This window comes from Bacillus sp. SW14 (assembly GCF_047608225.1).
Taxonomy (GTDB): Bacteria; Bacillota; Bacilli; order Bacillales; family Bacillaceae; genus Bacillus; species Bacillus subtilis_G.
Genome location: NZ_JBLKRW010000001.1, coordinates 1,239,098 through 1,262,048 on the forward strand (window position 1 = coordinate 1,239,098; position 22,951 = coordinate 1,262,048).

Here is a 22,951-nt window from a genome sequence, read left to right on the forward strand (position 1 = left end):
AGAATCATATGTGAATAATAATATTCTAATTGTTAACTTTTATTTATAATAGGTTAACAATTAGAATAGGATAGGATATACGTTCTTCAGTTATCAGTGAAAGGGCGAGATGGGATGCAAGAAGAAACATTTTATAGTGTCAGAATGAGGGCTTCTATGAATGGATCTCATGAGGATGGCGGAAAGCATATATCCGGCGGAGAACGGCTTATTCCATTTCATGAGATGAAGCGCACAGTCAATGCCTTATTAGAAAAAGGATTATCCCATTCAAGAGGAAAACCGGATTTTATGCAAATACAATTCGAAGAGGTTCATGAACCGATTAAAGCTATTCAGCCATTGCCAGTTCATACACACGAAGTGAGCTCCCCGGAAGAGGGACAAGTGCTTGCCCGATTGTTACTGGAAAGAGAAGGCGTTTCACGGGAAATGATTGAAAAAGCATATGAACAAATCCCTGAATGGTCGGGTGTCAGAGGAGCAGTTGTGTTTGATATTCACTCAGGGAAGCGGGTTGATCAAACGCGGGTGTCCAGAATAGATTGGACGGACGCCAATTTTGAAAAATGGGCGATTCGCTTTCACGTGCCGGCACATCCAAGAATAAAAGAAGCTCTTGCACTTGCTTCAAAGGTTAGCCGGCACCCGATAACCATTGCGGAATTATGCTGGTCAGATGACCCTGATTACATAACAGGCTACGTTGCGGGTAAAAAAATGGGCTATCAGCGTATTACAGCAATGAAAGAATACGGGATTGAAGAGGGCTGCCGCATCTTTTTTATTGATGGCTCTGAAGATGTCAACACGTACATACATGAACTGGAGAAACAGCCTATTTTGATAGAGTGGGAGGAAGACCATGACTCATGATTTGATAGAAAACAGTAAAAAGCACCTTTGGCTGCCATTTACCCAAATGAAAGATTATGATGAAAACCCATTAATCATCGAAAGCGGCAATGGAATCAAAGTCAAAGACATAAACGGCAAGGAATACTATGACGGTTTTTCTTCTGTTTGGCTTAATGTCCATGGGCACCGCAAAAAGGAATTAGATGACGCCATAAAAAAACAGCTCGAAAAAATCGCGCACTCCACGTTATTGGGCATGACCAATGTTCCTGCAACCCAGCTTGCCGAAACATTAATCAACATCAGCCCGAAAAACCTTACGCGGGTCTTTTATTCGGACAGCGGTGCAGAAGCGATGGAAATCGCCTTGAAAATGGCGTTTCAATATTGGAAAAACATCGGAAGGCCTGAGAAACAAACATTTATTGCAATGAAAAATGGCTATCACGGTGATACGATTGGCGCCGTCAGTGTCGGTTCAATTGAGCTGTTCCACCACGTATACGGCCCGTTAATGTTTGATAGCTACAAAGCTCCGATTCCTTATGTGTACCGTTCTGAAAGCGGCGATCCTGACGAGTGCCGTGATGAATGCCTGCGAGAGCTTGAACAGCTGCTCGAGGAACATCACGGGGAAATTGCCGCGCTTTCCATTGAATCAATGGTTCAAGGAGCGTCCGGTATGATTGTGATGCCGGAAGGATATTTGGCGGGTGTGCGCGAGCTATGTACAACACACGATGTGTTAATGATCGTTGATGAAGTCGCTACAGGTTTTGGCCGTACCGGAAAAATGTTTGCGTGTGAGCACGAGCATGTCCAGCCTGATCTGATGGCTGCCGGCAAAGGCATTACGGGAGGCTATTTGCCAATCGCCGTTACGTTTGCCACTGAAGACATCTATAAGGCATTCTATGATGATTATAAAAACCAAAAAACTTTTTTCCATGGCCATTCCTATACGGGAAATCAGCTTGGCTGTGCGGTAGCGCTTGAAAATCTGGCATTATTTGAATCTGAAAACATTGTTGAACAAGTAGCGCAAAAAAGTGAAAAACTCCATTTCCTTCTTCAAGATCTGTACGCTATTCCTCATGTGGGGGATATTCGGCAGCTGGGCTTTATGTGCGGCGCCGAGCTTGTTCAATCAAAGGAAAGCAAAAAGCCTTATCCTGCTGATCGGCGGGTCGGATACAAAGTTTCCTTAAAAATGCGAGAGCTTGGCATGCTGACAAGGCCGCTTGGGGACGTGATTGCATTTCTGCCTCCTCTCGCCAGCACAACTGAAGAGCTCGCTGAAATGATTGACATTATGAAACAAGCAATCGAAGAGGTTACAAGCCTTGAAGCTTGACGCCTGGTTAAACGAGCGGTTAGACAGAGTGAAGGCAGCCGGCGTATACCGTAATTTGCGGGCAATGAATGGGGCTCCGTTTCCAGAGAGGAAAATGAACGGCAAGAATCAAACGGTCTGGTCCTCAAACAATTATTTAGGACTCGCAAGCCATAGCCGCTTGATCTCTGCGGCCCAAGAAGCACTGCAGCAATATGGGGCGGGAAGCAGCGGATCACGTTTAACGACAGGCAATTCGGTTTGGCATGAAAAGCTTGAAAAAAAGATTGCCGGCTTTAAACGGACGGAAGCGGCTTTGCTGTTTTCGAGCGGTTATTTGGCCAATGCCGGTGTCCTTTCATCATTGCCGGAAAAGGAAGATGTCATTTTAAGTGATCAATTAAATCATGCGAGTATTATTGATGGCTGCCGGCTGTCTAAGGCTGATACAGTTGTTTATCGGCATATTGATATGGATGATCTTGAAAACAAGCTGAACGAAACACAGCGTTATCAGCACCGTTTTATCGTAACAGACGGGGTCTTCAGCATGGATGGCACGATTGCCCCTCTTGATCAGATCATCTCGCTTGCGAAACGCTATCATGCCTTCGTGATCGTTGATGATGCCCACGCCACAGGTGTTTTGGGTGATTCGGGAGGGGGAACGAGTGAATACTTTGGCGTTTGTCCTGATATTGTGATCGGCACCTTAAGCAAAGCGGTTGGCGCAGAGGGAGGTTTCGCCGCAGGTTCAGCGGTCGCCATCGACTTCTTGCTCAACCATGCCAGAACATTTATCTTTCAAACCGCCATTCCGCCAGCCAGCTGTGCGGCTGCTTATGAAGCTTTCAACATCATTGAAGCCAGCAGGGAAAAACGGCAGCTTTTATTTTCTGATATCAACATGATCAGAACTAGTCTGAAGGACATGGGGTATTTGGTAAAAGGGGATCACACGCCGATTATTCCTGTGGTCATCGGCGATGCCCGAAAAACGGTCACATTTGCTGAAAAGCTGCAGGACAAGGGAATTTATGCCCCGGCCATTCGGCCGCCGACCGTTGCGCCAGGTGAAAGCCGGATCAGATTAACAATCACCGCTGACCACAGAATGAGTGATATTGATCATTTGCTGACATCATTTCATTCAATTGGAAAGGAGATGCACATCATTTGAGGGGTTTTTTTGTGACAGGAACAGATACAGAAGTGGGGAAAACGGTTATATCTAGCGGTCTTGCCGCTTTATTACGAGAACATAACAGAGATGTCGGGGTGTTTAAACCATTTTTAAGCGGCATATCTCGCCATCATCCGGATAGCGATACAAGTCTGCTGAAGTCCATGTCGCAGACGAGTCTTTCTCAGGAAGACATTACACCTTTTGCCTTCAAAGCGCCGCTTGCACCATACGTTGCAGGGAAGCTGGAGGGAAAGGCTGTCACCATGGAAGAGGTCTTAAGCCATTGGGAGCGGATAAGAGAAAAACATGAATGCTTCATCGTAGAAGGTGCGGGTGGTATTTCTGTGCCGTTGGGAGAGGATTTTTTAGTCAGCCATGTCATAAAAGCGCTGCAGCTTCCCATGATCATTGTGGCACGTCCTCATCTTGGGACGGTTAATCATACATTTTTAACTGTCCAATATGCAAAAAGCATGGGTCTGCCAATCGCCGGAATTGTCATCAATGGAATCAGTGCTTCTCCTGCTGATGATGAAAAAACCAATCCTGAAATGATTGAGCGCTTATGCGGTGTGCCGATTTTAGGGGTTACGCCACAGCTTGCCAATGTGACGAAAGAAACCGTTCTACATATGGTAAAAGACCATATCAATCTATCATTACTGATGAATCAAGTGGGGGTATGAGAATGAATCAATGGATGGAACTCGCAGACCGGGTGCTGGCTGGAACAGAAGTGACCAACGAAGAAGCGCTTTCGATATTAAACTGTCCAGATGAAGACATCTTGCTTTTGATGCATGGAGCTTTTCAAATCAGAAAACACTTTTACGGCAAAAAAGTAAAGCTCAATATGATTATGAATGCGAAATCGGGACTCTGTCCGGAGAACTGCGGCTATTGTTCACAGTCTTCGATTTCGAAAGCGCCGATTCAGGCTTACCGGATGGTGAATAAGGATACGCTTCTCGAAGGCGCAAAGCGGGCGCACGATCTGAATATTGGCACATATTGTATCGTGGCAAGCGGCAGGGGGCCGTCCAACAGAGAAGTGGATCAGGTCGTAGACGCGGTGCAGGAAATTAAAGAGACGTATGGACTGAAGGTTTGTGCGTGCCTCGGGCTGTTAAAGCCGGAGCAGGCGAAGCGGCTGAAAGAAGCCGGAGTAGACCGCTATAACCATAATTTGAATACGTCACAGAGAAACCATTCCAACATCACGACTTCACATACATACGATGACAGGGTCAATACGGTTGAAGTGGCAAAAGAATCAGGGCTGTCTCCGTGTTCAGGCGCCATTATCGGAATGAAGGAGACGAAACAGGACGTCATCGACATCGCCAAAAGCTTGAAGGTCCTTGATGCGGATTCCATTCCGGTGAATTTTTTACATGCGATTGACGGCACGCCATTAGAAGGCGTTAACGAATTAAATCCGCTGTATTGTTTAAAAGTGCTGGCGCTGTTCCGTTTTATCAACCCGTCAAAAGAAATCCGCATTTCCGGAGGAAGAGAGGTCAATCTACGCTCATTGCAGCCATTGGGTCTTTACGCCGCTAACTCCATTTTTGTCGGAGATTACTTAACAACTGCCGGACAGGAGGAGACGGAGGACCATAAAATGCTGAGTGATGTAGGCTTTGAAGTCGAATCAGTCGAAGAAATGAAGGCTAGTTTAAGCGTGAAAAGCTAAAAGAATCAATAAAAGCAGTCGGTGTAATGTCGATTGCTTTTATTTTTAGACAGAAAGGAGAAAAGATCATATGACAATTGCATTTACAGCTGCACCATCTGAGTTTTTGAAAAATCCATATCCTTTTTACGAAACAATGCGCGCTGTCCATCCTATATATAAAGGGAGTTTCTTGAAATATCCGGGCTGGTATGTCACAGGATATGAAGAAACGGCAGCTATTTTAAAAGATGCGAGATTCAAAGTTCGTGCTCCGCTGCCGGAAACGTCAATCAAATATCAAGATCTTAAACATGTACAAAATCAAATGATGCTGTTTCAGAATCAGCCTGATCATAGGCGATTGCGGACGATGGCCAGCGGAGCGTTTACCCCGAGAATGTCAGCGTGCTATCGCCCGTATATCGATGAAACTGTCCACTACTTGCTTGATCAAGTGCAAGGTGAAAAAAAGATGGAGGTCATTTCGGACTTTGCTTTTCCTTTGGCAAGCTACGTCATTGCTAACATGATAGGTGTGCCGGCCGAAGATAGGGAGCAATTAAAAGAATGGGCTTTAAGTCTCGTTCAAACGATTGATTTTACCCGGTCAAGAAAGGCTTTAACAGAGGGCAATCATATCGCTGTACAGGCTATGGCATATTTTAGAGAGCTGATTCAAAAGCGGAAACGCCATCCTAAACAGGATATGATCAGCATGCTTTTGAATGGGACAGAAAAGAATAAGCTGACGGAAGAGGAAGCGGCATCTACGTGCATACTCCTGGCGATTGCCGGACATGAGACAACGGTCAATCTTATCAGCAATTCAATCCTTTGTCTGCTGCGGCATCCAGAACAGCTTTTGAAGCTAAAAGAAAACCCTGATCTGATCGGTACCGCAATTGAGGAATGTTTACGCTATGAGAGCCCCACGCAAATGACAGCCAGAGTTGCCTCAGAAGATATTGACATCAGCGGGGTGACGATCCGTCAAGGGGAACAAATCTATCTTTTATTAGGGGCTGCCAATCGAGATCCAAACATATTCACGCAGGCAGATGTCTTCGATATAACCAGAAGCCCTAATCCGCACCTCTCATTCGGACATGGCCATCATGTTTGCCTAGGATCCTCGCTGGCACGATTAGAAGCACAAATTGCGATTCATACCCTGCTGCAGCGAATGACCGGTCTTAAGCTCGCTGTTTCTGAATGCCGATACCGGCCGCTTTTTGGCTTTCGGGCGCTTGAAGAGCTGCCGGTGACTTTTGACTAAACCAGCCTGTGAGTGAAAAAAGTGTCAGCCCCGCCGAAAATGGGCAATCTATAAAAAAGGGGAGTGAACACAGTGAAAAAAGTGCTGATCGCCGGCGGAAATGGTGTGATTGGGAGACTGCTGGCTGAAGGGCTTACAGCAGATTATGAAGTGACAGTGCTTGATAAAGATCATTTCGATGGCAAAGCTTCTTCCATTCAGGCTGACGCGGCAAATTATGGGGAGCTGTTGAAGAAGATTCCGAAAGATACAGATGTGATCTTGAATTTATTGGCTGTTAAAATCAAATACGATGTCATGGACATCAATGAATTTGAGAAAATGACGGATGTTTTCTATAGGGCAAGCTATTACTTGTGCCGCGCCGCAGCGGAGCTCGGCATTCAAAAGCTCGTGTTCGCCAGCAGCAATCATGTGACAGATGTGTATGAAAAAGACGGGCGTTCGCTCTTAGGACGTGAGATCACAACAAGCGATTATCCGCTGTCAAAAAACTTGTACGGTGTATTAAAGCTGACCTCTGAACAGATCGGCCATTTATTTTATTTGGAAAATAAGCTTTCAGTAATCAACCTTCGAATAGGAACAGTCGTCACAGATGAAGTGGATACGCTGCATGAAAAAGAACGGACGAAAAAGACACTGCTTTCTCATCTTGATCTGCTGTCGATTTTCAAAGCCGCCATTGAAACCAATATCCGGTACGGCACGTATTACGCCGTCTCTGACAACCAGGGCCGGCCGTGGTCTATTGCATCCGCTGTTAACGAACTCGGTTTTTCGCCCCAAATCAATACATCCGAACTTCTGGAAGAGGAAGAGAACGGAGCATAATCATTTTCTAAGATGATGCTCTTTTTCTTTTATCATCGGCTTTTTCTTCACGAGATTCCCCGCCAGACCGGGGACTCTGTTCAAATGATTATAGACATGATAATGACAGATTTGCTACATTTTAGACACGATATCGTCACGTGCTGCAGCTCGTTTAAAAAACAATGGCAACGCTTACAAAAAAGAGGTGGGAGCTATCGCACATTCACTGAAAAGTCGCCTGTTTGATATTTTGATTTGCGGGTTTTTGCTGATGTTCGCTTTAATATGCGTACTTCCGTTTATTCATGTCATCGCGGCATCCTTCGCCACAGTAGAAGAAGTTGTGTCGAAAAAATTCATTTTAATACCGTCTACTTTTTCGCTAGATGCTTATCGTTACATTTTTTCAACAGATATTATTTATAAGAGTTTGCTTGTTTCTGTGTTTGTGACAGTGATAGGCACTGCGGCCAGCATGTTTCTTTCTTCCCTGATGGCTTACGGGTTATCCCGCCGCGAGTTAATCGGCCGGCAGCCGCTCATGTTTCTCGTCGTATTTACGATGCTCTTCAGCGGCGGCATGATTCCGACTTTCCTTGTGGTCAAATCGCTAGGATTGCTCGATTCTTACTGGGCGCTCATTTTGCCGACAGCCATTAATGCCTTTAACCTGATCATTCTGAAAAACTTCTTTCAAAATATCCCGTCAAGTCTGGAAGAGTCCGCGAAAATTGACGGGTGCAATGACCTGGGCATTTTCTTTAAAATTGTGCTGCCGCTGTCTCTTCCTGCGATCGCAACGATATCACTATTTTATGCGGTCACGTATTGGAACACGTATATGACAGCGATCTTGTACTTAAATGATTCAGCAAAATGGCCGATTCAGGTGCTTCTGCGCCAAATCGTAATTGTATCAAGCGGGATGCAGGGGGATATGTCAGAAATGGGGTCGGGCAGCCCGCCGCCCGAGCAAACTATCAAAATGGCGGTCATAGTGGTGGCGACCATCCCGGTTTTGCTTGTCTATCCTTTTATACAAAAGCATTTTGCAAAAGGAGCTTTGCTGGGATCTGTCAAAGGATAAAGAATATGAAACGGAGGGGTACGATGGGAAACAAATGGAGGGTGCTTTTGATTGTGCTTGTATTTGCACTCGGCGGAGTGATGGCGGGCTGTAAAGGGGCTGATCAGTCTTCGGCTGAGGGTAAAGCTGACTCGGATTCAAAGGTAAAGCTGTCTTGGATGGCGATTTTGTATCACCAGCAGCCGCCGAAAGACAGGGCGATTAAAGAAATTGAAAAGCTGACAAATACAGAACTGGACATCACCTGGGTTCCTGACGCGGTGAAAGAAGACAGGCTGAATGCGGCGCTTGCAGCCGGCAATCTTCCGCAAATCGTGACCATCCAGGATATTAAAAATTCGTCAGTCATGAATGCCTTCAGATCAGGAATGTTTTGGGAAATTAGCGATTATATCAAAGATTACCCCAACTTAAGCAAAATGAACAAACTTATTAATAAAAACGTGACGATCGACGGCAAGCTCTACGGGGTATACAGAGAACGTCCGCTCTCCAGACAAGGGATCGTCATTCGGAAGGACTGGCTGGACAATTTGAATTTGAAAACGCCGGAAACGCTTGATGAGCTTTATGAAGTGGCCAAAGCGTTTACGGAGGATGATCCGGATAAGGATGGGAAAGACGATACATTCGGACTGACAGACCGCAATGACTTCATTTACGGCGCGTTTAAAACACTTGGCTCGTATGAAGGCATGCCGACAGACTGGAAGGAATCAGGAGGCAAGTTCACGCCTGATTTCATGACGCAGGAATACAAAGACACAATGAACTACATGAAAAAACTGCGTGATAACGGCTATATGAATAAGGATTTTCCCGTCACAAGCAAAACCCAGCAGCAGGAGCTGTTTTCTCAAGGAAAAGCCGGCATCTACATTGGCAATATGGTAGATGCGGTCAATCTTCGCGACCATGCCTCTGATAAGTCTATGGACCTTGAGATCATCAACCGCATAAAAGGCCCGGATGGGAAAGAGCGGGTGTGGGCATCAGGGGGCCATAACGGCGTGTTTGCTTTCCCGAAAACGAGTGTGAAAACAGAAGCGGAGCTTAAAAGGATTTTGGCGTTTTTCGACCGAGCCGCTGAAGAAGACGTCTATAGCCTGATGACTTACGGTATTGACGGCGTTCATTACAACAAAGGAGAAGGCAAAACGTTCACACGCAAGGAAAGCCAAGTGAAAGACTGGCAGACTGATATTCAGCCACTGTCCGCCTTAATCGCTATTGATAAAGCCTACTTAAAAAACACTGGGGATCCGCTTCGGACGGCGTACGAGGAGCTGACAAAAGATAATGAAAAGATCATCGTCTCAAACCCTGCTGAAAGCTTGTATTCCGCCGCGGAGTCGGAACGGGGAGATGAACTGAAGAAAATTATTGATGACGCGACCTATAAATATATAATAGGAGATATCACAGAAAGCCAGTTTGATAAAGAAGTGGAAAAATGGGAATCAAGCGGCGGGAAGCAGATTATTCAGGAATACGAAGAAGCGTTTAAACAGGCAAAATAACATGTGAAAACCCAAAACACGGTTTTGGGTTTTTTACATGCTTCTTTTTTGCTGGCGGTAGTTTCCCGGTGTAATCCCCTCCAGCTTTTTAAATGACCTGATAAAATTTTGCGAGTTTTTGTATTTTAGTTTTTCGGCAATGTCTTTTACCGCCATGTCGGTTTCGGCAAGCCAGCTTTTCGCCATATGGTGGCGGTAGCCGGAGACATAATCGCTGAATGAAATGCCCATTTCTTTTTTGAATATGCTGCTTAAATAGTTTGGGTTGTAATGCAGCCTGCGGGCGATTTCATCCAATGTCAAATCGGATTCAAACTCATGGTGGATGATATGAATGATATTGTCGGAAATGTTTTTGTACTGGGCATCCGCGCGGGCGTTCACTTTGTCTGTCATCGGATCAATGAACTCATTCTTGAGCCAGTTTTCGGTATCCTCGAACGTTTTCAGCTCGAAAATTTGATCGTACAGCATTTTATTTTCTTCAAACTCAAACAATTCGATCCCGAGTACATGCATTAGTTCAATCACATGGTTCAAAAAGCGGGCGATTGCGATTTGGAATTGGTACGGATTGGTGTTTTGGGTGAAGATCGATTGCAAAATTGCGTGCAGGCATATGTCCGCTTTCTCCTTGTCCCCCTCTTTTATGGCATCAAACAGCTCATGCTGAAGCTGTTTTGGAAAATGGGTGTTGAAGGTTTTTTTCTGGTCAAGGTCTTCGTAAAAGATAATCGATTTGTTTTCCGCTTTGAGCCGGTATTTCAACGCTTCTGATCCTTCTGTATAGGCTGTTTTCGCGTTTATCAGCGCATCAAACGGCTGGCTGATGCCGATGCTGACAGACAGTTGCAGCTCCGCTTCCGCCTTATCCTGTACCATCCTTGCAGTCTCATTCAGCTCAGCCATGAATGCTTCCTTTGTCCCGTTCTGATTGATCAAAATCGTTGCCTGCTGTTTGTCAACGACAGCGGGTGCGAGATGTTTGTCCGACGGGATGTTTCGCTCAATCATGCTGTTGACGGCAAACAAAAGCAGATCCATATCTTTTTTCTCATAAGGCGTATGATTCAGCGAATCAATTTGAAGCACGAGCAGGGCAAGATTCCGCCAATTTTGCTCTAAACCAAGGCTTTCAAAACGGTTATTGACCTCCTCATCCGTCAGTTTTCCAAGCATGAGCCTGACCATAAAATATTGCTGCAGATGAGTCGCCTGCTGTTTCATCGTTTCTTCAAGGTCGTCATTTCTGTCCTTCAGCTGCATAAAGCTCTGTTCAATTAACTCAAATTCATTTTGAGGCGGCTGTTTTTCTGGTATGGCACCATGCCTTGCGAATGATTCGTAAAGCAGACGGATCGGTTTGTAAAAATGGCGGGAGCCAAGCCAAGAGAATAATAATGAAAGCGCTAACAAAATAAAGCATACCGTAAAAGTGATCCAGCCGATTGACTTGGCTTCTTTTTTTAGTTCAGGCAAGGAAACGAGAGAGAAATAAGTCCATGTGTTATAGTCGGATCTTTGATAGGTGACTTTATAATGAATCCGGTCAATAACGGTTTCAAACTGCCCGCTTTTGGCGGTCTGCGCCAGCATTTTTTGGACAAAGTCGTCGTTCTGAAGAGATTCACCGATGTCAGACATGTTGTTATGCAGGATGATGCGGCCTTTTTCATTAATGATAAACAGGTTATTGGCATTTGAATAGTCGGGCATGTTTTTGACAAGCGAACAGCTCGGGATGCTTGCGGCGGCCAATCCCTTTGTATTTGTGCTGTTCAGAGGAAGCTGTTTAATTAAATTGATATTGTAGCGGCAGTTTTCTGAGGTCCCTTCCTTTGTCGAAATTAAATGATTGTTTTCGTCAAGCGTCCAATACGAGCGGCTCGCTTTGTGTGTTGTGTATGCTGCGGCTGCTTCATGAAGAGAGTCTGTATTCAAACGGTACAAGCCGGAATTGTTCATGTACCATTGTTTCATATAGCTGACTAGCGTCATGTTCGACAGGTCGGTATCGAAGCTTTGCAGGTAGTTGAGCTCTTGGTTCACTTGGTTATAGATTTGAAATTGATCAGAGTGCATAGGCTCGGACAGTGTGCGAAGGAGAGGCGGCGAACTCACATAGTGGGTTAAAGAGTGATCAACGGTTTTTAATATATGCTCGATGCTTTGCTGGGTCTGCTGGAGTGTGTCGAGTTTTTCCTCCGAAACGTTGGAGATAGCCGTTTTCTGCGAGTGCTCGTACGAAAACAATCCGACCAGAATGACCGGAATGGTGCTGAGCAGACAGAAAAACGTGATCAGTTTGTCATAAAACTTGTATTGGCTTCTTTTCATAAAACCCCCCATTTCATAACATCGGCTTTCATCTTAATACAATTAATCCAAAGATTGATAGATATTGTCAATAATCATTTTCTAATATTGGTGTCTTTTTTTCAGATGGAACGGCTGAATCCTTGATCATAAAGGGCTAAGACAGGATGTGATCATATGATTGTAGACGGACTTTTGCCTGCTGCGCTACAGTGAATGCAAGAACCCGTGAAAGGAGGCTTGGAAAAGATGAAAACAGCAGAAGCGCAAGTGCCGGCTGTTGATGCAGTCATTTTAAAAAAAGAAAAAAGAAAGCGCTTACTAAATAAGCTGGTCCAGCAGAAATATTTGTATTTGATGATTTTGCCGGGTTGTATTTATTTTTTTCTATTCAAGTATGTCCCGATGTGGGGAATTGTGATTGCGTTTCAGGATTATCAGCCGTTTCTCGGCATTTTGGGCAGCGAATGGGTCGGGCTGAAGCATTTTATCAGGCTGTTTACAGAGCCTACCTTTTTTCTCCTGTTAAAAAACACGCTCGTGTTATTTGCTTTAAACCTGGTTATATTTTTCCCGGTGCCGATTCTGCTGGCGCTTCTATTAAACGAAGTGCGGCTGGCTCTCTTTAAAAAATTTGTTCAAACGCTGATTTATATTCCGCATTTTATGTCTTGGGTCATCGTTGTATCGCTTTCGTTTGTGCTTTTAACAGTAGACGGAGGCATGATTAATGAGCTGATTGTGTTTTTTGGCGGTGAAAAAATCAATTTTCTGCTGAATGAAGAATGGTTCCGGCCCTTGTATATTCTGCAGGTCATCTGGAGGGAAGCGGGCTGGTCGACGATCATTTATCTTGCGGCCATTACAGCGGTTGACCCTCAGCTGTATGAAGCGGCGAAAATGGACGGAGCGGGACGGCTGCGGCAAATGTGGCATATTACGCTGCCCGCCATCAAAAGTGTCATCGTCGTTTTGCTGATTTTAAAAATCGGGGACACGCTGGAGCTTGGCTTCGAGCATGTGTATTTACTGTTAAATGCGACAAACAGGGAAGTGGCCGAAATTTTTGATACGTACGTTTATACTGCGGGGCTGAAACAGGGCCAATTCAGCTACAGTACAGCAGTCGGCGTATTTAAAGCGGCGGTCGGGCTGATTTTGGTTATGCTTGCGAATCGTTTGGCGAAGAAATTTGGCGAGGAAGGAATCTATTAAGAAAGGGATGGGATCAATGGATCAATCAATCGCTGTAAAATCGCCTCTTACGTACGCGGAGGCATTGGCAAACACCATTATGGACACGTACACAGTGGAGGAGCTGCCGCCTGCAAACCGCTGGCACTACCATCAGGGTGTTTTCTTATGCGGGGTATTGCGGCTGTGGGAAGCAACCGGGGAAAAGCGGTATTTTGAGTATGTAAAGGCCTACGCAGATCTCTTAATTGATGATTATGGCAATCTATTATTTAGAAGAGATGAGCTTGACGCCATTCAAGCGGGTCTTCTTCTTTTTCCATTATACGAAACGACGAAGGATGAGCGGTATGTAAACGCGGCAAAAAGACTGCGCGGCTTGTACGGGACACTGAACCGGACGTCTGAGGATGGTTTTTGGCACAAGGACGGCTATCCTTATCAAATGTGGCTTGACGGCTTATACATGGGCGGGCCGTTCGCGCTGAAATATGCCAATCTGAAGCAGGAGCCGGAGCTGTTTGATCAGGTCGTGCTCCAGGAGTCGCTGATGAGAAAGCATACAAAGGATCCAAAAACCGGGCTCTTTTATCACGCCTGGGATGAGGCGAAAAAAATGCCTTGGGCCAATGAAGAGACAGGCTGTTCTCCGGAATTCTGGGCGCGTTCTATCGGCTGGTACGTGATGTCTCTTGCTGACATGATTGAAGAGCTGCCGAAGAAGCATCCAAACCGTCACGTGTGGAAAAAAACGCTGCAGGACATGATCGAAAGCATCTGCCGCTATCAAGACAAGGAGTCAGGATTATGGTACCAGATCGTTGACAAAGGCGACAGAGCCGATAACTGGCTGGAAAGCTCAGGTTCCTGTCTGTACATGTACGCAATCGCGAAAGGAATCAAAAAAGGATATCTTGACAGAGCTTACGAAACAACACTGTTAAAAGCGTATCAAGGTTTGATTCAGCAGAAAACTGAAACAACAGAAGATGGTGCGTTTCTCGTCAAAGATATATGTGTCGGCACGTCGGCCGGTTTCTATGACTATTATGTCAGCCGCGAGAGAAGCATAAACGACCTGCATGGGGCCGGCGCGTTTATTTTGGCCATGACAGAGCTGGAGCCTCTTTTTAGGTCGGCGGGGAAATGACAACATCTATACGTACGGCTTTGTGTGTGATCGTCTCAGTGCTCTTTTTGGCATCATGCTCAAGCAGGAAGGACGGATTGCATGTCATCCTCTTTTCTGATATGCAGGCTGGCGTACAGGAAAACATAAAAGAGGCCGCTGGGCAGAAGGCCGGGAAGGTGGATATCTTTCCAGCCTTTCCGGAAAAACTGCTGACTGAAATCACCGCTCGTGAGGGAGATGTTTTCATCGTGCCTGAAGACATGTTTCAAGCGTATGATGATCCGGAAAATTTTCAGCCGTTAGATGGATTGCCGCCTGAAAAAACATCTCCCTATACAACTGTTGATCAAAAAACAGGAGAAAAAACGGTCTATGCCGTTCAGATCAAAAAAGGGAAAAAACAGCTGAACGGCTATTCTTTTCGATTGAATCGCAATATGGCGGCGTTTATCCCTGTGTACGCTAAAAAAACAGAGGAAGCGCTGCAGCTGATTTCCCAACTAACTGAAGCCCGATAGAGGTGAGGACATTGAAGAAAATCGTCATTTGCGGAGTGAGCAGCAGAGCGCTCAGTATGTTTATCAAACCGCTGTTGGAGCGGTTTTCAACACAATATGAGATTACGGGATTGCTGGATGCCGATCCAAAACGTTTTGCCGTTTGCAAGAAGAGGTTTCCCGAGCTTGCCCACGTACCGGAGTACAACGAAGACACTTTTGATGAGATGATGTGTGTTTCAAAGCCTGATATTGTCATTGTGGCAGGCAGGGATGACACACATGTCACATATATCTTAAGAAGCCTTCAGTGGGATACGGATGTGATGACAGAAAAACCAATGGTGACGACGGTGCGGGATGCGAATCGGGTGCTTGAGGCGGAGGCGAAAAGCAAAGGGAAAGTCACCGTCGCGTTTAACTATCGCTACAGCCCGTTTCATCGGAAAATGAAAGAAATGATTCTGGATGGAAAAATAGGTAGGGTCACCTCTGTTGATTTGAATTGGTATATTGATACGTATCACGGCGCCAGTTATTTTAAACGCTGGAACCGGTCGAGGCTATTTTCCGGCGGTCTTTCTGTCCATAAATCAACACATCACTTTGATCTCGTCAATTGGTGGCTTGGGCAAAAACCGGTTGAGGTATTTGCTTATGGCGCCTTGAATTACTATGGGGCGGACAGTGAGTGGAACCCGCTGCCGGAAGAAGACGGGCGTTTTTGCGGGACGTGCCGTGTCAAAGAAAAATGTCATTACTATTCAAGATGGCATTCCCGTTCTTCTATAGCCTCTGTAAAGGATGATCATCTTCAAGCGGGAGACCAGTCCAGCTTGTATACAGCGTACAGGCCTGACGCGTGTATTTTTGACGAGGAGATTGACATTGAGGATACGTACGTGGCGGCTGTCAAATATGACGGCGGTGCGCTCTTAAGCTACTCGATCATATTTTCCGCCCCGTATGAAGGCTACCGGCTGACGATCAATGGCACAAAAGGGCGTATCGAATCAAATGAATTTCACGAACCTTCCAGAATTCCGTTTGCTTTTCCTGAGCAGACAATTGAATACTATCCGCTTTTTGAATCAAAGCAGACGATACAAGTGGTCAAAAACGAGGGCGGGCACGGCGGGGGTGATCCGTTATTGCTTGAGGATTTTTTTTTAGGAAAAGACCCGCTGCGCCGCTATGACATTTTAGCCGGAGCTGAAGCAGGAGCCTACTCCATCGCGGTTGGTGAGGGGATGTGGCGCTCGGTTGCCGAAAAGAAGCCGATCAACATTAAGAGGCTGTTTCAGATGCAAAATGTATAATGCGAAAAGGAGGGACCTCCGTGGAGCATGATGGTTCAATGGGGCGGGTGCTGCGCTTTTGTGAGTGGATCATGAGATTTGCGTATACAAACTTGCTTTGGCTGTTTTTTACGCTGATCGGTCTCGGGCTGTTCGGCATCATGCCCGCGACCACGGCTTTATTCGCTGTCATGAGGAAATGGGTTCAGGGGCAGGACAACGTCCCTGTTTTAAAAACGTTTTGGCGAGAATACAAGGCTGAATTTCTCCGTTCAAATCTGATCGGCGCAGTATTGGTGATCATCGGTTTGATCATCTATATCGATTTGGCTTTTATTTATCCGAGCCATTTCCTTCTGCATGTCCTCCGCTTTGCCATTATGATATTTGGATTTTTGTTCGTATCCATGCTTTTTTATGTGTTTCCGCTGCTTGTCCATTTTGAATGGAAAAAACGTCTGTATGTGAAGTTTTCGCTCTTGCTCAGTGTGGCGTATTTGCAATATACGCTCGTCATGCTGGCGCTGACTGTCGCTCTCTTTTTCTTGCTTGCGTACCTGCCCGGCATTGTCCCTTTTTTCAGCGTCAGCCTGATCAGCTACTGTCATATGCGAATTGTTTATGCCGTGCTCCTCAAAGTGGAGCGGCAAGAAGATGAGCCGCAGAAGAAACGCCATACACAGGCTTTTTATCCGGAGACGAGATAATCAAGATTTCTCTATCATAACGCTGTCCCAAGCGGAATAGATTGATAGAGAAAGGAGAGCGGATAAGATGCTGAAGGTGGCGGTATTTGATGAAGAGCATGAAAAAGACTTACAGACGGAAATTAATTCGTTTTTAAAAGGGATAGCGGAGGAACAGCTGATTGATATCAAATATACGGTTTCGGCGGCGTGCGACCCAGACGGCGAGCAGCTTTACTGTTTTTCCGCCCTTATTCTATATCGCAAATAAAAAAGATCTTCCCGCACAAGCGGAAAGATCTTTTTTGTGATTAAGCTTTTTTCACTCTCGGGCTTCTCGGTTTCTGAAGCTTCTCTGCTTTTCTGATCTCTTTTCTTTCTTTTGCCAATGATTTATAAAGAGCGACAATCATTAGCAGAATGACGATAGAAAACGGCAGCGCCGCGAGTATAGCTGTGTTTTGCAAAGCGGAAAGTCCGCCGGAATAAAGGAGGACAGCAGCCATGGCAGATTGAATGATGCCCCAGCTGAATTTTACTGAATTGGCCGGGTTCAATGAACCGTATGTCGTCTGCATACCGAGCACAAATGTTGCGGAGTCGGCAGACGTGATAAAGAACACGGCGATCAGGATCAATGACATAATAGATGTCAGCATCGTCAGCGGATAGTGGTCGAGTGTTCCAAACAGCATCGTTTCACTTGACAGTTTCGCTACATTGAAGATGCCTTTTTGCTGAATATCCATAGCCGATACGCCAAAGATAGAGAACCATAGGAACGCGAGAATACATGGTGTTACCAAGACACCAATTAAAAATTCACGGATCGTCCGTCCTCTGGATACCCGGGCGATGAAAATGCCCACAAATGGAGACCAGGAAATCCACCATGCCCAATAGAAAATCGTCCAGCCGTTAATCCATTCACGTTTCTCAGGATCGTACGGCGTCAGTCTAAAGCTCATTTGCACGATGTTTTGTATATACTGTCCGATAGAATCTGTAAAAGAGTTCATAATCAATACGGTAGGCCCGGCAAACAGCACAAACAGCATTAACAGTCCAGCTAATACCATGTTGGTGTTGCTCAAATACTTAATGCCTTTTCCGAGTCCGGACCACGAAGAAACCAAGAAAAGGATCGTAACAACAGCGATCAAAATAAATTGAACGAGAAAGTTATTTGGTATACCAAATAAGTAATTCAATCCGCCGTTGATTTGAGTTGCCCCGATACCAAGGCTTGTCGCTACCCCGGCGACTGTGGCAAAAACAGCGATACAGTCAATCAGTTTTCCGATCGGGCCGTTTACTTTATCACCGAGAATCGGTGACAGCGTGCTGCTGATTAATCCAGGAGCGCCTTTTCGGAATTGGAAATATGCAATGCATAATGCCACAACGGCATAGATGGCCCAAGCGTGCAGACCCCAGTGGAAAAACGTATAACGGAGCGCATCTCTGAAGGCTTGGGGGGTTTCTGTTTCACCTGATGGAGAGCTAATTGCGTAATGGCTGATCGGTTCAGCCGCACCGTAGAATACTAAGCCGATTCCCATGCCTGCGCTGAACAGCATGGCAAACCATGATAATAACCCGAATTCCGGTTTTTCATCGGGCTTACCGAGTTTAATTTTTCCGATCGGGCTGAAAATCAAAAACAGACAGAACCCGACAAATAATGACACAACTAAAAGATAATACCAGCCAAACGAATTGGTGATAAAAGCTTGCGCGGATTGGGTTACGTTTTGCAGGCTGTCAGGAGACACAACGCCCCACAATACAGCAGCAGCTGTGATCACAATCACAATCCAAAATACACTAGATATATTTTTCAAATATTCTCACCCTCTAAATTTTTTGTGTACGCCTATATCTTGCTCGCAGGCTTAGTATGGTCGTACGATGGCAAATCATTCCTCTCTTAAAATTACCCCGCAATCAGGTGAAACAAAACAAGTCTCACCGTACCATGAATGCGGAGAATTTTCAAATGTTCAGCGTTTTGTAAAAAATTGAAAGGTCTGGTCAAGAGCGGGCGAAGCGACCGGCATTGAGCCCCGCAAGCCTTCCTGTGATAAGGGCGGAGGTAATATTGTATCCCCCTGTGTAGCCGTGGATGTCCAGAATTTCACCGCACAAATACAGCCCCTCCATTTTTTTAGAAGCCATCTTTTTCGGGTCAATTTCTTTTACAGATACCCCGCCGCCTGTGACGAATGCCTTATCAAGAGACAGTGTGCCGTTTGCAAGTACGGTAAACTGCTTGCAGTCCTTTACAAATTGTCTGAAAGGCTCCTTTGGCAGCTCGGAAAACGATACGTTCGGAGAGATGCCGTTTTTTTCGAGCAAGAATAGAAGATAGCGCTCCTGCATCCAAGGCTTCAGCACGTTTTTAACGGTTTTTTTCGGTGCTTCCTTCAGTTCTTTATACATCTTTTGGAATAACGTTTCTTCATTGATATCAGGATACAGATCAATTTTAATTGGCACTTGCGGCTGTTTTTTCAGCTCTTTCACGACAAATTGGCTGCATCTGAGAATGGCCGGTCCTGAGAGGCCGAAATGGGTAAACAGCATGTCCATTTTATGTGTGATGACCGGTTTGCCTTTTTTATTTAACACACTGACGGCAACATCTCTAAGTGATAAGCCCTGAAGTGTTTTTTGCTTAATGAACGGTTCGGAAGATGTGACGGGCACCTCTGTCGGGAACAGCTCTGTAATCGTATGGCCTGCAGCTTCAGCCCATTCATAGCCGTCTCCCGTGCTTCCGGTATGAGGCACACTTTTACCGCCGACAGCGATAATGACTGCCTGGCTATGGATCATTTCGCCGTTATTCGTCACAATCCCTGCTGTCTGTCCATCTTCATAGATGACAGATTTAATTTTCTCGTTCGTTCGGATGGTTACGCGCAGCTGTTTCAGCCTGTTTAACAGCGCGTCGACGACACTTTGCGCTTTGTCTGTCACAGGAAACATCCGGCCGTGATCCTCTTCCTTCAATTGAATGCCGAGATTTTCAAAAAACTTGATAATGTCTTCATTATTAAATTCAGAAAACGCGCTGTATAAAAAACGGCCGTTGCCTGGAATGTGCTTAATAATTTCTTCCACAGGAAGGCGGTTCGTCACATTGCAGCGGCCGCCCCCGGAAATCGCGAGTTTCCGGCCTAGCTTATTTCCTTTATCTATCAGCAAAACATCAGCGCCCTGTTCTCCTGCTGCAATTGCGGCCATCAAACCTGAAGGGCCTCCGCCGATTACGATAACGTCATACTGTTTCATCTTTATCATCAACTTTCTTTTTCTGTTTCGTCTGCGGACACCCCGCCCGCAGTACTATTATAGCGAAAGAAAGCCTCTCCTTAAACGTCTTTTGCCGCGAACCTGAATCGTTCACAAGATTGCTTTTGTATTTATTACCGTCTAAATGCCCAGTTGTGGTAAAATAGAAAAGTTGAATCTTCGTAGAAAATGGTGATGAAGAAACATGTCAAGCAAACTGTTAAGAGGCACGTTTGTGTTAACGCTCGGTACATATATATCGCGGATTCTTGGAATGGTCTATTTAATTCCTTTCAGCATTATGGTCGGGGCGACAGGCGGTGCATTGTTTCAATATGGATACAACCAATACACATTATTTTTGAATATTGCCACGATGGGCTTTCCAGCCGCCGTTTCTAAATTTGTTTCCAAATATAATTCCAAAGGGGACTATGAAACAAGCAGAAAAATGCTTAAGGCGGGTATGTCGATTATGCTTGTCACCGGTATGATTGCCTTTTTCATTCTGTATTTATCAGCTCCGTTTTTTGCGGAAATATCGCTGGGAGGCAAGGATAATAACGGCCTGACAATTGATCATGTCGTTTATGTCATCCGCATGGTCAGCTTAGCGCTTTTGGTCGTGCCGATTATGAGCCTTGTCCGCGGATTCTTTCAAGGGCACCAAATGATGGGGCCGACGGCTGTTTCCCAAGTTGTTGAACAGATTGTCCGCATCATCTTTTTATTGAGTGCGACATTCTTGATCTTGAAGGTTTTGAACGGCGGCCTTGTGATCGCTGTAGGTTATGCGACCTTCGCAGCGCTGATCGGCGCCTTCGGAGGACTGATCGTACTGTATATTTATTGGAATAAACGGAAGGGCAGCCTGCTGGCGATGATGCCGAATACGGGGCCGACAGCAAACTTAAGCTACAAGAAAATGTTTCTCGAGCTGTTCAGCTATGCCGCTCCGTACGTTTTTGTCGGACTAGCCATCCCTTTGTATAACTATATTGATACAAATACGTTTAACAAAGCGATGATCGAAGCCGGCCATCAAGCCATCAGCCAGGACATGATGGCGATTCTTACCTTGTATGTGCAGAAGCTCGTGATGATTCCGGTCTCCCTTGCAACAGCTTTTGGATTGACATTGATTCCAACGATTACTGAATCGTTTACTAGCGGAAACTATAAGCTGTTGAATCAGCAGATTAATCAAACGATGCAGACGATCCTGTTTTTAATTATTCCGGCAGTTGTTGGGATTTCAGTGTTGGCAGGACCGACGTATACGTTCTTTTACGGATCAGAGAGTCTTCTTCCTGAACTGGGGGCAAACATTCTGTTTTGGTATTCGCCAGTCGCGATTTTGTTCTCTTTATTTACGGTCAACGCAGCGATTCTGCAGGGCATCAATAAACAAAAATTTGCGGTTGTCAGCCTTGTGATCGGCGTCGTGATCAAACTTGTGCTGAATGTTCCGCTGATCAAGCTGATGCAGGCTGACGGCGCGATTTTAGCGACGGCGCTTGGATATAGCGCGTCGCTTTTATACGGATTTATCATGATCAAACGCCACGCGGGCTATTCGTATAAAATATTAGTCAAACGGGCTGTTTTGATGCTGGTCTTGTCAGCCATTATGGGGATAGCTGTGAAAATCGTACAGTGGGTACTAAGCTTCTTTATTTCCTACCAGGATGGTCAAGTGCAAGCTGCGATCGTTGTAGTCATTGCGGCCGCTGTCGGCGGAGCTGTCTACCTGTATTGCGGTTACCGAATAGGATTTTTGCAGAAAATATTAGGCCGCCGTTTGCCCGGGTTCTTAAAGAAAGGCAGACATGCGGGCTGATGAACTAGATAATCAAGAAACAGAGGGCTCGCATGCTGCGGGCTTTCTTTTATAAAGGAGAGATCGGGAATGAGAATTGATAAGCTGCTTGCCAACAGCGGATATGGTTCCAGAAAAGAAGTCAAAGCCGTTGTGAAGGCGGGGGCCGTCATGGTCGACGGCAAACCGGCCAAAGATGTAAAGGCGCACGTTGATCCTGATACGCAAGAGGTTACCGTATACGGAGAACCGGTTGATTACCGCGAGTTCATTTATCTCATGATGAATAAGCCGCAGGGAGTGCTGTCGGCGACTGAGGACAGCCGTCAGCAAACAGTGGTCGATCTGCTGACGCCGGAAGAGATGAGATTTGAACCCTTTCCCGCCGGCAGGCTTGATAAGGATACAGAAGGCTTTTTACTGCTCACCAATGACGGCCAGCTGGCACATCGGCTCCTATCGCCTAAAAAGCATGTTCCAAAAACGTATGAAGTCCATTTACAATCACAGATTTCACCGGAAGATATCTCGGATTTAGAAGCGGGTGTCTACATAGAAGGCGGCTATCAAACAAAGCCGGCAAAAGCGGAAATCAAGACAAACGACAACGGCGATACCGTGATATTCCTGACGATTACGGAAGGAAAATACCATCAGGTCAAGCAGATGGCAAAGGCGGTCGGCAATGAAGTGATTTATCTGAAGCGGTTATCAATGGGGCGTGTTTCCTTGGATCCTGCCTTGTCACCGGGAGAATACCGTGAGCTTACAGAAGAAGAACTTCATTGGCTGAATGAACCGCAGGCATGAAGAAATCCCGCATTAAATACGGGATTTCAGCGTGTCGACAAACCCTCGCATTCGTTGTCAAGTCTGCGTGTTGGTGCTCACGAATTAAAACATTCGCTCTGCTCCCATGCTCGCCTTTCCTAGACTTCAAGGGTTTTCAATCACGCTG

The 22,951-nt window shown here is 45.7% G+C and carries 20 protein-coding genes; 17 read left to right on the forward strand and 3 right to left on the reverse strand.

The features are described from left to right. The first annotated feature begins 114 nt into the window (after positions 1–114). The 9 genes from bioW to ACMX2I_RS06390 all read left to right on the forward strand — a co-directional run bounded on the left by bioW (position 115) and on the right by ACMX2I_RS06390 (position 9,754). Entirely contained in the window at positions 115–876 is a 762-nt protein-coding gene (gene bioW / locus ACMX2I_RS06350) for a 6-carboxyhexanoate--CoA ligase (RefSeq protein ID WP_289347903.1), read from the forward strand. Continuing rightward, on the forward strand, positions 866–2,212 hold the full coding sequence (bioA, locus tag ACMX2I_RS06355) for an adenosylmethionine--8-amino-7-oxononanoate transaminase (protein WP_414956484.1): 1,347 nt from the start codon (positions 866–868) through the stop codon (positions 2,210–2,212). Before bioW ends, bioA begins: the two co-directional genes overlap by 11 nt. Next, the gene (gene bioF / locus ACMX2I_RS06360) at positions 2,202–3,371 is read left to right on the forward strand and encodes an 8-amino-7-oxononanoate synthase (RefSeq protein WP_414956485.1); all 1,170 of its coding nucleotides are present in this window, start codon (positions 2,202–2,204) and stop codon (positions 3,369–3,371) included. The genes bioA and bioF overlap by 11 nt, the downstream gene beginning before the upstream one ends. Next, positions 3,368–4,063, forward strand: coding sequence for a dethiobiotin synthase (gene bioD / locus ACMX2I_RS06365; RefSeq protein WP_333562032.1), 696 nt, complete (start codon positions 3,368–3,370; stop codon positions 4,061–4,063). Before bioF ends, bioD begins: the two co-directional genes overlap by 4 nt. Before the next feature lie 2 nt (positions 4,064–4,065). Next, a complete protein-coding gene (gene bioB, locus ACMX2I_RS06370) occupies positions 4,066–5,073 on the forward strand; it encodes a biotin synthase BioB (RefSeq protein WP_414956486.1) in 1,008 nt (335 codons plus the stop codon). Positions 5,074–5,143: 70 nt separating this feature from the next. Then, on the forward strand, positions 5,144–6,331 hold the full coding sequence (locus tag ACMX2I_RS06375; protein ID WP_414956487.1) for a cytochrome P450: 1,188 nt from the start codon (positions 5,144–5,146) through the stop codon (positions 6,329–6,331). 72 nt (positions 6,332–6,403) lie between these two features. Then, positions 6,404–7,165 carry an NAD-dependent epimerase/dehydratase family protein gene (locus ACMX2I_RS06380; protein ID WP_414956488.1) on the forward strand — a complete coding sequence of 254 codons (762 nt, stop codon included), beginning with the start codon at positions 6,404–6,406 and terminating at the stop codon, positions 7,163–7,165. A 208-nt stretch (positions 7,166–7,373) separates the two neighbouring features. Further along, the gene (locus ACMX2I_RS06385; protein WP_414958303.1) at positions 7,374–8,234 is read left to right on the forward strand and encodes a carbohydrate ABC transporter permease; all 861 of its coding nucleotides are present in this window, start codon (positions 7,374–7,376) and stop codon (positions 8,232–8,234) included. A gap of 23 nt (positions 8,235–8,257) precedes the next feature. Further along, the gene (locus ACMX2I_RS06390; protein WP_414956489.1) at positions 8,258–9,754 is read left to right on the forward strand and encodes an extracellular solute-binding protein; all 1,497 of its coding nucleotides are present in this window, start codon (positions 8,258–8,260) and stop codon (positions 9,752–9,754) included. Between the two features lie 33 nt (positions 9,755–9,787). On the opposite strand, the gene ACMX2I_RS06395 is transcribed toward ACMX2I_RS06390, so the two are convergent. Further along, complete coding sequence (locus ACMX2I_RS06395) at positions 9,788–12,103, reverse strand: helix-turn-helix domain-containing protein (RefSeq protein WP_414956490.1); 2,316 nt, start codon at positions 12,101–12,103, stop codon at positions 9,788–9,790. A gap of 216 nt (positions 12,104–12,319) precedes the next feature. Between ACMX2I_RS06395 and rmgP the strand changes: the two genes are divergently transcribed. From rmgP to ACMX2I_RS06425, 6 genes are all read left to right on the forward strand, one after another. Beyond that, a complete protein-coding gene (gene rmgP, locus ACMX2I_RS06400) occupies positions 12,320–13,285 on the forward strand; it encodes a polygalacturonan/rhamnogalacturonan ABC transporter permease (protein ID WP_414956491.1) in 966 nt (321 codons plus the stop codon). A gap of 7 nt (positions 13,286–13,292) precedes the next feature. After that, on the forward strand, positions 13,293–14,414 hold the full coding sequence (gene rmgQ / locus ACMX2I_RS06405; protein ID WP_414958304.1) for an unsaturated rhamnogalacturonyl hydrolase: 1,122 nt from the start codon (positions 13,293–13,295) through the stop codon (positions 14,412–14,414). Next, on the forward strand, positions 14,411–14,914 hold the full coding sequence (locus ACMX2I_RS06410; RefSeq protein WP_414956492.1) for a lipoprotein YteS: 504 nt from the start codon (positions 14,411–14,413) through the stop codon (positions 14,912–14,914). Before rmgQ ends, ACMX2I_RS06410 begins: the two co-directional genes overlap by 4 nt. Positions 14,915–14,925: 11 nt before the next feature. Next, positions 14,926–16,212 (forward strand): Gfo/Idh/MocA family protein, encoded by a 1,287-nt coding sequence (locus ACMX2I_RS06415; RefSeq protein WP_414956493.1) that lies wholly within the window; start codon positions 14,926–14,928, stop codon positions 16,210–16,212. A gap of 20 nt (positions 16,213–16,232) precedes the next feature. Continuing rightward, a complete protein-coding gene (locus ACMX2I_RS06420; RefSeq protein ID WP_414956494.1) occupies positions 16,233–16,898 on the forward strand; it encodes a YesL family protein in 666 nt (221 codons plus the stop codon). A gap of 67 nt (positions 16,899–16,965) precedes the next feature. Then, positions 16,966–17,148 carry a sporulation protein Cse60 gene (locus tag ACMX2I_RS06425; RefSeq protein ID WP_087992855.1) on the forward strand — a complete coding sequence of 61 codons (183 nt, stop codon included), beginning with the start codon at positions 16,966–16,968 and terminating at the stop codon, positions 17,146–17,148. A gap of 40 nt (positions 17,149–17,188) precedes the next feature. On the opposite strand, the gene opuD is transcribed toward ACMX2I_RS06425, so the two are convergent. Further along, the gene (gene opuD / locus ACMX2I_RS06430; RefSeq protein WP_087992854.1) at positions 17,189–18,721 is read right to left on the reverse strand and encodes a glycine betaine transporter OpuD; all 1,533 of its coding nucleotides are present in this window, start codon (positions 18,719–18,721) and stop codon (positions 17,189–17,191) included. Between the two features lie 190 nt (positions 18,722–18,911). After that, a complete protein-coding gene (locus ACMX2I_RS06435) occupies positions 18,912–20,174 on the reverse strand; it encodes an NAD(P)/FAD-dependent oxidoreductase (protein WP_202327715.1) in 1,263 nt (420 codons plus the stop codon). 205 nt (positions 20,175–20,379) lie between these two features. Here ACMX2I_RS06435 and murJ point away from each other — a divergent pair, with 205 nt between their 5' ends. Continuing rightward, on the forward strand, positions 20,380–22,014 hold the full coding sequence (murJ, locus tag ACMX2I_RS06440; protein ID WP_414956495.1) for a lipid II flippase MurJ: 1,635 nt from the start codon (positions 20,380–20,382) through the stop codon (positions 22,012–22,014). 69 nt (positions 22,015–22,083) lie between these two features. Then, positions 22,084–22,803 (forward strand): pseudouridine synthase, encoded by a 720-nt coding sequence (locus ACMX2I_RS06445; protein WP_414956496.1) that lies wholly within the window; start codon positions 22,084–22,086, stop codon positions 22,801–22,803. Positions 22,804–22,951: the final 148 nt, after the last annotated feature.

Excerpts from the sequence above, each read along its gene's own strand:
- bioW (WP_289347903.1), top strand. The coding sequence starts at position 115 with ATGCAAGAAGAAACATTTTATAGTGTCAGAATGAGGGCTTCTATGAAT.
- bioA (WP_414956484.1), top strand. The coding sequence starts at position 866 with ATGACTCATGATTTGATAGAAAACAGTAAAAAGCACCTTTGGCTGCCA.
- bioB (WP_414956486.1), top strand. The coding sequence starts at position 4,066 with ATGAATCAATGGATGGAACTCGCAGACCGGGTGCTGGCTGGAACAGAA.
- ACMX2I_RS06375 (WP_414956487.1), top strand. The coding sequence starts at position 5,144 with ATGACAATTGCATTTACAGCTGCACCATCTGAGTTTTTGAAAAATCCA.
- ACMX2I_RS06390 (WP_414956489.1), top strand. The coding sequence starts at position 8,258 with ATGGGAAACAAATGGAGGGTGCTTTTGATTGTGCTTGTATTTGCACTC.
- ACMX2I_RS06395 (WP_414956490.1), bottom strand. The coding sequence starts at position 12,103 with ATGGGGGGTTTTATGAAAAGAAGCCAATACAAGTTTTATGACAAACTG.
- rmgP (WP_414956491.1), top strand. The coding sequence starts at position 12,320 with ATGAAAACAGCAGAAGCGCAAGTGCCGGCTGTTGATGCAGTCATTTTA.
- rmgQ (WP_414958304.1), top strand. The coding sequence starts at position 13,293 with ATGGGATCAATGGATCAATCAATCGCTGTAAAATCGCCTCTTACGTAC.
- ACMX2I_RS06410 (WP_414956492.1), top strand. The coding sequence starts at position 14,411 with ATGACAACATCTATACGTACGGCTTTGTGTGTGATCGTCTCAGTGCTC.
- ACMX2I_RS06425 (WP_087992855.1), top strand. The coding sequence starts at position 16,966 with ATGCTGAAGGTGGCGGTATTTGATGAAGAGCATGAAAAAGACTTACAG.
- ACMX2I_RS06435 (WP_202327715.1), bottom strand. The coding sequence starts at position 20,174 with ATGAAACAGTATGACGTTATCGTAATCGGCGGAGGCCCTTCAGGTTTG.
- murJ (WP_414956495.1), top strand. The coding sequence starts at position 20,380 with ATGTCAAGCAAACTGTTAAGAGGCACGTTTGTGTTAACGCTCGGTACA.
- ACMX2I_RS06445 (WP_414956496.1), top strand. The coding sequence starts at position 22,084 with ATGAGAATTGATAAGCTGCTTGCCAACAGCGGATATGGTTCCAGAAAA.